This is a genomic window from Bacteroides caecigallinarum, from assembly GCF_021531075.1.
Taxonomy (GTDB): domain Bacteria; phylum Bacteroidota; class Bacteroidia; order Bacteroidales; family Bacteroidaceae; genus Phocaeicola; species Phocaeicola caecigallinarum_B.
The window spans coordinates 90,557-100,809 of record NZ_JADYTJ010000005.1 but is presented as its reverse complement, the minus strand read 5'-3'; the positions used below and the strand labels follow the sequence as shown (position 1 = coordinate 100,809).

Genomic DNA, 10,253 nt, shown 5'->3' with positions numbered 1-10,253 from the left:
ACAATTAATACTGATTTTAAGGAGAGTAATATCTTTTTTTATATTAAAAAACGTACAGTTAATTGCTGCAAATATAGTAAATATTTTAAAACGCGGATAAAATAGGACACTTTTTGTGAATAAAAATTTAATTCTTTGTTAAATAGTAAAATAGAATACGGTTTTCACCCCCAATTTACAGGTTTCTTTGAATTAAAATTCCAAATAAAAGGCTCTTCATCCGACGTTTCGAGTGAAATGGAAATAGTTCAATAGTCGTTCACTGCGTGTTCACTGAATGGCCGGTGAACGGTAAATGAACACGAAGTGAACATGCGGAACTATCGGCTTTAGTTCTATGTTGTTTGACACGTGTAAAACAACAGGGATTTATACCCGTTTGCAACCCAACTTCCATACACTTGTGAGGATTTATAAAGTCATTGAGAAACTTCCTGTTATCAATGATAGGGATAGTATACGCACCTCAAAAAAACTTGCCCGCGTTTAACCTTAAACGCGCCCGTGTTTAACATCGAATTTGCCCGCGTTTAGATATAACAATAGCGACTGCACTATTAACCTAATAGTTGCAGTCGCTATTGTTTTGTTGAACCTTATGTTTCAGTCAATATATTTCAAGACATAAATATATGTTTATGCAATTCCAAATGGTCATAGGCGACTGAAATCATTTTTTCACTGAAAAGATTATTTTTTCTTTTATTCCATGATTTCACCTTACATATTGTATCTTCTTTATCTATTCCAGGATTTTCTTTCCTAATATAATCTACAGATGCCAATACTTCCAATGCCAATGCAGACTGGAAACCATCAATCAGTTTTATAAGGCTTACGAGTTTTTGCCGCTGAACATCATCCAACGATGTCCTCACATACTCACTCACCTCTTTAGCGTTGTCATACACAAGAGAAATTTCCTCAAAGGGTTTAACCGTCATTTGTTCCAGTCCCCTAATATATTTACCATTCAGTGTATGTAACAAATGATCAACTTGCACAGAATAAGGACCGTATGTATATGCAACAAACTTCAGTTTCATAAAAGATGGCTCGCCCAAACGCTGAAGGAAATATGCAATCTTATTCGCTACAAAAAGACATGATTTCTCGCCTAAAGTCTCGTAATAAAACATTGCATATAGAATCAGTGCTCTTGCAGCGGTCAGTTTTATATCTTTTTTGTTATCCTGCCTTTTTAAAAGTGCCTTTATCTCATTATCCGGTTCATAAATGAATATCTCAACCCTATCTGAAACAGGGTTAAGGTACTTCTCTATCAGGCTCTTTACATTCATCCATCTTAGTCCTCCATTTCCGCAACCTAACGGAGGAATTGCTATACTCCTGATATTATACATGCTGATTATTTCAACCAGGTTTTTAAGTCCATCCTCTATATATGAATATTCTGATTTCCTATACCATTCTACTTTCGTAGGGAAGTTAATTATCAGAATATCATTGCCAAGGTAACAGTCCTTTACCACCAATAATTTTCCGGGATGTATAGACTTTTCCTTGCAGGCTTGCGAATAGACACTGAAATTATGAGGATATCGCTCCTTAAATTGTAGGGCAATACCTTTTCCCATAACTCCCACTGTATTAACCGTATTTACAATGGCGTCTGTATCAGCGGAAAGTAAATCTCCTGTTATATATCTTAGCATTTGTAATAAAAATTATTTTCAACATCAATATGTATCGGGATATTAATATTCAATCTGTTAAGAATACTACGAACTTCCTCTTCCTTTTCAGAGTTCTTCACTATTATACTACTTATATATGGAACAGGTATGAAATATTTAACAAGAAATTCAGCCTGTTTTTTTCTTGTCCTGTCAAAATCGTTCTCATCATTTGTCCATTTGGTTGCCTTTACGGCATTCCAATCAACACGTGATATAAATCTTAAATCATTAAAATATTCTGTAATAGCAGACTTGGCATGTCCATCCGTAAAACACCATTCATTTGTATAGTCAATTATATCATTCACTTTACAACAGATAAAAATTATATCTTCCTGTGGGATTTTGTCTACTCCATAACCCGTTATTATCTTAAGCAACATTGGGGTATGCCCGGCAAAATAAAACGGGATATAGTCACCAAGTACTCCGCCAGGCGGATCCACACGAACTACATAGTTGTCACGTTGGGAAATCAGGCTGGAATCTCCAATATTAATATATCCGGGATCTGCTTTCGGATGCCTGCTACAGCAAATGCCATTCGTCAAAATATATTCAAGATTATCAAAATGAATCATTCTAAAAATATACAATGGATTTGGCGGTATATTATTTGTTCTTTCAGCCATAATAATACTATTTATATCCAAATGCAAATATACGAAAAAAACAATAGGACACAAAGTTATGGAACAGAATGGAACTAGACTTATGATTGTCATCAAAAAAAACATCCGACCTGATGAAACATCAAGCCGGATGACACAAAGATATTGTATATGAAAGATGAAAATGATTAGAATCTGCAACCTACGGTAAACAGTACCTGATGACGATTGTGGTCTAGCAAAGCAGAATTGTTTCTCTCTGTAACCGTTACACCGTCATTGGCAAACTTATAGTCGTCGAACATATAGAAATCGGACTTGTAGAAGTCATATTTATATGCTACATCGGCATATACTACCCTACCACTGTAACCGAGTCCCAAAGTGATTGTGTTGCGGGCCTTGATGTTGTGATATTCCGGATCGGTACGTGTCTCGTCAAACCATATATACTTGTCCTGCATTGTATCTACATTTGGCACATATCGCACGGAACCTTCCTTGAATGCCGAAGTGACATAGTTGTATCCGGCACGGAAACTGAAGGAAGGGGTAAGCATGGCTTCCATTCCGAGTTTCAATGTATGCACTCCTTTAAGGTATTTGTCTGTAGCTACATTCGAGCTTGAGAGTTCGTATCCGTTATAATCGCGGTAGTTGATATATGAATAATCGGAATACTCATATTCTGCTCCTACGGCAAGCACACCGCTGAATGTGGTCCCCATGTTTACATTAAACTTCCACGGAGTACGCATACGATAGTCCCACACATAATCCGGATTAAGATAGTCGGTAAGGTTTTCTGTATATGGCTGAGGCATTGCCAATATATCTGTGTTCAGCGTAGAAGTGTATCTGTCTGTCAGCATATACCACACAGGTGTATGTATGGCAAAACCAACTCTGAACGGGGAATATTCAAACGGACGTGCTATAAAACCAAACTTGAGGTCGTAGCCTGTTCCCCGGGTACTAAACCAGTTGTTCAACGTAAAGTTTCCGTTGTCTGCTCCATTATCGTCAAGTAATGTTTCGGAATACGAAGAGTAACGGTTGTAGTTCACATCGTATACTCCAAGCGTTACACCGAAATAATAACGGTCCTGAACATTGAAGGACATATTGAAATCGTACTGGTTTATACCGCCTTCTTCGCGACTGTAGTATTCGCCCATATCACCATTCCACCCCATCATGTAGAAGCCCTGTTCGTCTGTTCCGCCGTCAACGAGTCCGGTTCTTGCTCCCATCGAACCCAGGAATGGAGTGCCGTAAAAGTTTGAAGATGTATATGGATTATCGGCATCAAGAACCATATCGTAGCTTTCCTGCGAACCATATCCCTCTCCTATCATCATATCTGTCATCTGCCAGCTTAGCGACGAACCGTTCAGTGCCCCTTTGGAAGTGAACTGTCTGTTGAAGTTTGCTGCCTTATGGTAGTTGAAACCGAAATTCAGATATCTCAGATTGGTATTGTTTCCTATCTTGTTTGAATAGACAAATCCTATCTGGTCGAATGATGCTTTTGTACGGCTGTCGCTCACCTTTGTTCCATTGAATGAGCTGTTGGTCATACTCTTGTTAAAGCCGAATGAAGTGGATACATTGTGGCTTCGGAAGAGAGCTATACCTGCAGGATTTGTTCCTATTACGGATATGTCGGCTCCCAAAGCTCCCATAGCACCTCCCATACCTACGAAACGTGCTGTTCCGTTCAGTTCTGTTCCGGCGATACGGGCTGCATCATATTGTGTCTGTGCCATCAATGCCGATACCGACATTGTCAATATTGCGAAAATATTTATTCTTTTCATTGTGTGTCGTTTTTTTAGAAAAACAATTCATTACACTATCTGCGTCGGGTGCTTCCACCGCTTGAACGTGACACGGAACCACCTGATGACCTGCTGTAACTGCTGCTGCTCCTGCTGAAGCTGCTACCGGACGTACTTGTGTTGGAACGCTGGTATGTGCTGCTGTTATTGTTGTTATAATAATTTGAGCTGCGTCGGGTACTGCTAGGACGGTTATAGCTGGAACCGGTCCTGTCGACATTAGTGGTGCTCCTGCGGATATATGTTCCTGTACTAGGACGGGTATAAGTGCCGGAGTTTACACGTGTTCCTGTAGAAGTTCCGGTAGTACCTGTACCAACAGTAGTGCCTTGAGTTCTGATTGCAGTTCTGCCCGGACGTACAGACTGTGTGGCCTCGCCACGGGTGTTGCTACCTGTCACTACCCTGCCTATAGAAGAACGTCTGTCGGCCGTATTAGCCCTGTTGTTAGTTATGGCAGATGATGACTGTGTACGTCTGGTATACGATGACCCTGTAGCAATTGTGGAACTTCCTGTTCCAGACAGATATCTACCCGGTCTGTAATCGGAATGTCCTGAGCGATGCCATCCGCTGTTCCATCCATAATATGGATAATGGTGATGCCATCCCGGTCCCCAGTAGCCACCCCAATAGCCACCCCAATAACCTGCGTACCAAGGAGAGTACCATCCGCCGTAATACCAAGGTGAATACCAAGGAGAATACCATGATGAGTACCAAGGGGAGTACCATCCGAAACCAAATCCCCAACCCGGACCATAGAAGCCTGACGACCAGCGCCAGTCCCACCACAGGCGGTTGCTGTAGGTAGGGAAAACATATGCATACATGCCGTCGTCGTATACATTCCAGTCCCATGAAGGATATACTCCGTATACCACATCCCAATATAGCGGACTGCTTATAGGTATGGCATATTTTGGATTGCGGAAACGGACAAGACGCATGGCATACTCATAGTCCATGTCCGAGCCCTGGAATCCGTTTACCCATTCGCCACGTTCGCCATATGGCTTTTCTTCGATATAGAGTGTATCATTCTCATATTTAAAGGTATTATCGCGTGAGGTGTACCTGCGGTTATATTCATCAACATCGCGCACATTTCCTTTCACATCTTTCACCACTATAGCCGTATTGGCTGTCGTTGCGTCCACCGTTTTTTCTGAGACTTCCTTAGGTACCACTTCAACCTTCTGACGAATTTCTGTCTTTTTCTCTTTCTTAGGGACAAAATAAAGGTCGTCAGTACTCTGCGCCATTGCCAACCACGGCAGGAAAGCAAACAGCATAGAAGCCAGTACTTTTCTTCTCATCTTCATATCTTTGTAAGTTTTTAAGTTTGTAAGTTTTTACATCGTACTTTTATTCACTTACAAATATACTATGTGTATATCATACATAGTATAGAAATTCCCTAATATATCATAGGGTTTTCCCTATTTTGCGTATAACTAATAAAAAAAATCGCCTCACCATATCAAAATATATGATAAGACGATATTGAATCTTGAATAGGAAAGTAAGTTAGTAATTTTCTAATTCTGCTATAAACTGCTCCAATCTTAATACAAAAACTTTAGGAAAAGGAATTGTATCCAAAACACGAAAATGAGCATCCTCACTTACTATGTAATCTGCACCTGCCACTATAGCACAATCAACAAATTTATTATCATCAGGGTCTTGTTCTATTAGGCGAAAGTGAAAATGGGGAGTAAAAAAACGAGTATATGGGCTACGTGCTATTGCATTAACAATATTATGAGCTACGACATCATTTGCTACTCTACATATAATTTCCTGATATTCTTCCAATATTTCATTTGTAACGCATAGGATATACTTACCATCTCGAAATGCCTGCCATGCTGGACGATACGGACTATGGATAGACAACATTTGTACCAAACAATTGGTATCCAAAACAATTAACCTGTTCATTGCTTATAAGGCGTACGATAATGAGCGTTACTTAAATCCTTTAATGTCTGTTCATTCCATTGACCAGATTCCCATAATTTTTCCATTTCTTCATCTGCACGCTTAGCATAATACTCAGATATCACATGCTTAAGTTCATCCAACTCCTTTTCCGAACGCACATTTGCCATAATTTCAAGCATCTCAAGTTGAGCTTTATTAAATACAGTTCTTTCCATATATATGACATTTTAACAGTTCATTTATGCGAAGATAAACAATTAATCCGAAATATAGTATATTTAAATTTATTATTTCACAATATCAAGATAAACAAAGGTAAACAACATTATTATGCCATTCATTCTTTTATTATCTTTGCGTCATAAATTAAACAAAAAAATCCACATATGAAATACTTTGAAGTTACATTTTCCGCTAATCCATGTAATGAAACTATTACAGACATCCTTTCCGCACTTACGGCTGAAGCAGGTTTTGAAAGTTTTGTAGAATGCGAAGGAGGCATGCAAGCCTATATACAACAGTCACTTTTCGACGAAGAAGCCCTAAAAAACATAATAGCAGATTTCCCTATTCCCAATACAGAGATAACATACACCATAACAGAACCGGAAGACAAGGATTGGAACGAAGAATGGGAAAAGAACTTCTTCCAACCTATAGTAATAGAAGACAGATGTGTGATACACAGCACATTCCACAAGGATTATCCAAAGGCTGAATATGACATTGTCATTAATCCGCAGATGGCTTTCGGAACAGGACATCACGAAACAACAAGTTCTATCCTTGGCGAACTGCTTGACGCCGACCTGAAAGGCAAATCTGTACTCGACATGGGCTGCGGAACATCAATACTTGCAATCCTGGCAAGCATGAGAGGAGCAGACCCTGTAACAGCCATCGATATAGACGACTGGTGTGTGAACAATTCGCGAGACAATATAGCACTGAACAATATAAACAATATCACAGTGGAACTGGGTGATGCATCGTTACTGGAAGGACGCAAGCCTTTCGATGTGATAATAGCAAACATCAACAGAAATATTCTTCTGAACGACATGGCTGCATATACAGCATGTATGCACAAAGGTTCGGAAATATATATGAGCGGATTCTATGTACAGGATATAGATGCCATCCGCAGCAAAGGTGAAAGTCTGGGACTGAAGTTTGTACATTACCGCGAGAAGAACAATTGGGCTGCAGTGAAACTTGTGATGGAGTGATAAGGTAATAAAAAGTCTTTGCAAAACAAAAGACGCATAATGAATGACCTCAAAAAAAACATTCATTATGCGTCTTTCCTTTTCTTAATATTTACGGTGAATGCTCATCGTTCAGTGACCGTTCACTCAACAAGAAAATTATTTCGCATTCTTTGTTGCCTTGGCATATATAATAAGCGCAATGGCAGAAATGGCACCAATACCGGTAAACCAGTACCAGATGTAATGGGCATTGGCAGCATCGGCTTTCCATGCTTCTACAGAGTCATACAGTGCAGGGTCAGGACAATATGCTGTAAGAAGAATACCGGACAGACCGAAACCTATTACTGAAGCAAGGAATGAATGCAGATGGCTGAATCCTAAATAGAGTCCCTCCTCGCCTTTCGGAGCCTGAAGAGAGAAGAATTCCATATATCGCGGAGAAATGAAACACTCGGCAAGTGCCTGTACGGCAATACCGGCAATCATCATCACTGTGATAGGGTGCATACCGAAAATATCACCTTCAAACATATTTCCAGTAGCCATAATCAATGCAGAAAGAGGGATAAGGAACATACCCACAGTCATAGATGTAAGTGCCTTGCGCTTTGCCATAAGCTGGGTGATTATATTCACGAAGATTACCACCACGAAAGGATTTACATTGGCTATCCATCCCGGCTTTGCTGTCTCACCGGCCATGCGGATAACGTATTTAGGCATTGTGGCATACATCTGATGCTGAATCATCCAGAAACCTGTAACGATAAGTATCAACAGAAGCAGACGGCCGTTTGTGAACACCTTGCCAAGTCCGCGGAACACCTCGGCCATGCTCTTGCCTTCGCCGGATGTATTGGCTGAATGAAAGAAGAAAAATATGGTAAGCAGGGCTAAGAAACACAATGTAGCCGAGAAGAAATTGATGTAGATATAAGCCTCATCGCCAACAACAGAACGTAATGGGTCGACAAAACATTTGCCGGTAAAGGCTCCTATGTTGACCATCATATAGAAGATGGAATATCCGCGTGCACGTGTTTCGGATGTGGTTTCTCTTGCTACAGATGCAGAAATGATGGACTTGATGAACGAACCTCCGATAACAAGTATCACCATTATAGGAACGATGAGCAGACGCAGACTGCTGGTTTCAAGGCCGGTGAAATGAGTCTTTTCGCCATATTCCACTAGTCCTGCAGATTCCAGCATTACAGGTAGCATACCAAGGCCCAGATAACCGATAGTGAGCAGGGTAAAGGCTATCAGAATGGCTTTGCGGTAGCCTATCTTGTCGGCAAATGCTCCGGTGAACATAGGCAGGAAATAGAGACCACCGGAAAAGAGGCCGGAAATAAGACTTGCTTCGATATCGTTGAAGCCTAATGTGTTTGAAAGATAAAGTGTAATTACGATAAAGATGGCATAATAGGCCATACGTTCAAAAAGTTCCGACAGGTTCGCTGTCCAGAACGCACGAGAGAATTTTGTCATCAATAAAAATGTATTAAAGATTAAAAAATAAATAGTCTCACGATATAGTCTTGCCGAACGGTGTAAGGGCAAGTCCTGCCAACTTGAAATGCTGCATTCCGAAAGGTATTCCTATGACGGTGATGCACAGCAATGCTCCGAAAAGCAAGTGAGTAAGCGCAATCCATATCCCTCCCAGAAGAATCCACAGAAGGTTCATGAAAACACTAAGACATCCTCCATTCGACGGTGTGCTTTGTACCTTCACTCCAAAAGGGAAAAGGGCAAGCACTGCCAGTTTGAGTGTCTGGAGTCCAAACGGTATTCCTACAATGGTAACCATAAGGAGAAAGCTGGATACGATATATTCCAGACTGACGAATAATCCGCCAAAGATTATCCAGAGTATATTCAGTAGAATGTTCATGTGATAATTAGTTGTTGGTTTTTAGTTGTTAGTTGTTGGTTGTTAGTTGTTAATTCTTAATTGTTAATTCCAATAAGTCGCTCATGGAGCCGTTGAATACATTGAGGTCCACCTGTTCATTTATTCCCGGCAAGGTGCCGACGTCCGTATGCTGCCAGAACTTCCATTCGCCTTCGTACCGTACGGAATCGACATAATAATGGGCAATCCAATATGGGTATGTATTAAAAACAGAATCGGACAGATATTTGTTCTTGAACTTATACGAAGTATACAATATCGGTTTAACCTTATAATGCTCCTCTACCCTGTCAAGCCACACCAGAAGATCCTTTTTCAGTTTATCTACATCCTTTGGTTTCTTTTCTATGTCGAGTACGGGAGGCAAATCTCCGGCTTTCAGTTTCACATTTTTAATAAAGAAATCCGCCTGTTTCACCGGGTCGGTGTTCGGATTATAAAAATGATATGCTCCACGTACGAAGTGCGTACTGTCGGCCTCGGCAAAATTATAGTCGAAAGCCCTGTCCTTAAAATCGCCTCCTTCGGTAGCCTTAATAAATACGAAACGTACCGGGAACTGTGCATACTGCACAGTCTTTAAGGCCTTCCAGTCTATTTCGTCCTGATGGTGTGAGACGTCTATTCCGTGTACCGCATATCCGTATGGCAGACATACGCCGTACGCCTTCATGCCGTAGCATGGCTTCCACCTGTATGAATAAGGGCGTATGAAGAAATAATAAAATCCAACCACAAATATCAAAGCACCTACTGCCATCAGAGCGTAATGTGCTGCATCCGAGAGTTTACGGGGCTTTGTATGTTTCTTTGGAGTGGAAGATTTAGTCCTTACCGATTTGCGACTTCCGCCATTTGCTGTTTGCTGGGGTTTGCGCCTTGTGGCAGGCTTTTTTGAGACCTTCTTCTCCACAGAAACTTTCGGTTCTTTTATCATGGTTTAAAATATTATTATTCAAGCTACACAAGTTTGAAGATTTGAAAAGCTATTACCTACTTACTTCTATAACTTC

Annotated in this window: 10 protein-coding genes; 1 reads left to right on the top strand and 9 read right to left on the bottom strand. The window is 40.5% G+C overall.

What is annotated here, in order from left to right; genetic code table 11:
* Nucleotides 1-617: 617 nt before the first annotated feature.
* The 6 genes from darG to I6E11_RS02720 form a co-directional block, all read right to left on the bottom strand.
* Complete coding sequence (gene darG / locus I6E11_RS02745; protein WP_235336285.1) at nucleotides 618-1,676, bottom strand: type II toxin-antitoxin system antitoxin DNA ADP-ribosyl glycohydrolase DarG; 1,059 nt, start codon at nucleotides 1,674-1,676, stop codon at nucleotides 618-620.
* Nucleotides 1,670-2,332: a type II toxin-antitoxin system toxin DNA ADP-ribosyl transferase DarT gene (darT, locus tag I6E11_RS02740; protein WP_235336284.1), complete on the bottom strand. Its 663-nt coding sequence runs from the start codon at nucleotides 2,330-2,332 to the stop codon at nucleotides 1,670-1,672. The genes darG and darT overlap by 7 nt, the downstream gene beginning before the upstream one ends.
* Nucleotides 2,333-2,499: 167 nt before the next feature.
* Nucleotides 2,500-4,131, bottom strand: a complete 1,632-nt coding sequence (locus I6E11_RS02735; RefSeq protein ID WP_235336283.1) for a hypothetical protein — start codon at nucleotides 4,129-4,131, stop codon at nucleotides 2,500-2,502.
* 35 nt (nucleotides 4,132-4,166) lie between these two features.
* Entirely contained in the window at nucleotides 4,167-5,471 is a 1,305-nt protein-coding gene (locus I6E11_RS02730) for a hypothetical protein (RefSeq protein WP_235336281.1), read from the bottom strand.
* A 211-nt stretch (nucleotides 5,472-5,682) separates the two neighbouring features.
* Complete coding sequence (locus tag I6E11_RS02725) at nucleotides 5,683-6,099, bottom strand: putative toxin-antitoxin system toxin component, PIN family (RefSeq protein WP_235336280.1); 417 nt, start codon at nucleotides 6,097-6,099, stop codon at nucleotides 5,683-5,685.
* Nucleotides 6,096-6,317, bottom strand: coding sequence for a DUF8507 family protein (locus I6E11_RS02720; protein WP_154044345.1), 222 nt, complete (start codon nucleotides 6,315-6,317; stop codon nucleotides 6,096-6,098). The genes I6E11_RS02725 and I6E11_RS02720 overlap by 4 nt, the downstream gene beginning before the upstream one ends.
* 171 nt (nucleotides 6,318-6,488) lie before the next feature.
* Between I6E11_RS02720 and prmA the strand changes: the two genes are divergently transcribed.
* Nucleotides 6,489-7,334 (top strand): 50S ribosomal protein L11 methyltransferase, encoded by an 846-nt coding sequence (gene prmA / locus I6E11_RS02715; RefSeq protein WP_235336279.1) that lies wholly within the window; start codon nucleotides 6,489-6,491, stop codon nucleotides 7,332-7,334.
* A 138-nt stretch (nucleotides 7,335-7,472) separates the two neighbouring features.
* Here the strand turns inward: prmA and I6E11_RS02710 are convergent, their stop codons facing one another.
* From I6E11_RS02710 to I6E11_RS02700, 3 genes are read right to left on the bottom strand one after another with little or no spacing between them, the layout of a single operon-like run.
* On the bottom strand, nucleotides 7,473-8,813 hold the full coding sequence (locus tag I6E11_RS02710; protein WP_235336278.1) for an MFS transporter: 1,341 nt from the start codon (nucleotides 8,811-8,813) through the stop codon (nucleotides 7,473-7,475).
* A gap of 37 nt (nucleotides 8,814-8,850) precedes the next feature.
* Nucleotides 8,851-9,219: a YccF domain-containing protein gene (locus I6E11_RS02705; RefSeq protein WP_235336277.1), complete on the bottom strand. Its 369-nt coding sequence runs from the start codon at nucleotides 9,217-9,219 to the stop codon at nucleotides 8,851-8,853.
* Between the two features lie 49 nt (nucleotides 9,220-9,268).
* Entirely contained in the window at nucleotides 9,269-10,177 is a 909-nt protein-coding gene (locus tag I6E11_RS02700) for a glycoside hydrolase family 25 protein (RefSeq protein ID WP_235336276.1), read from the bottom strand.
* Between the last annotated feature and the right edge of the window lie 76 nt (nucleotides 10,178-10,253).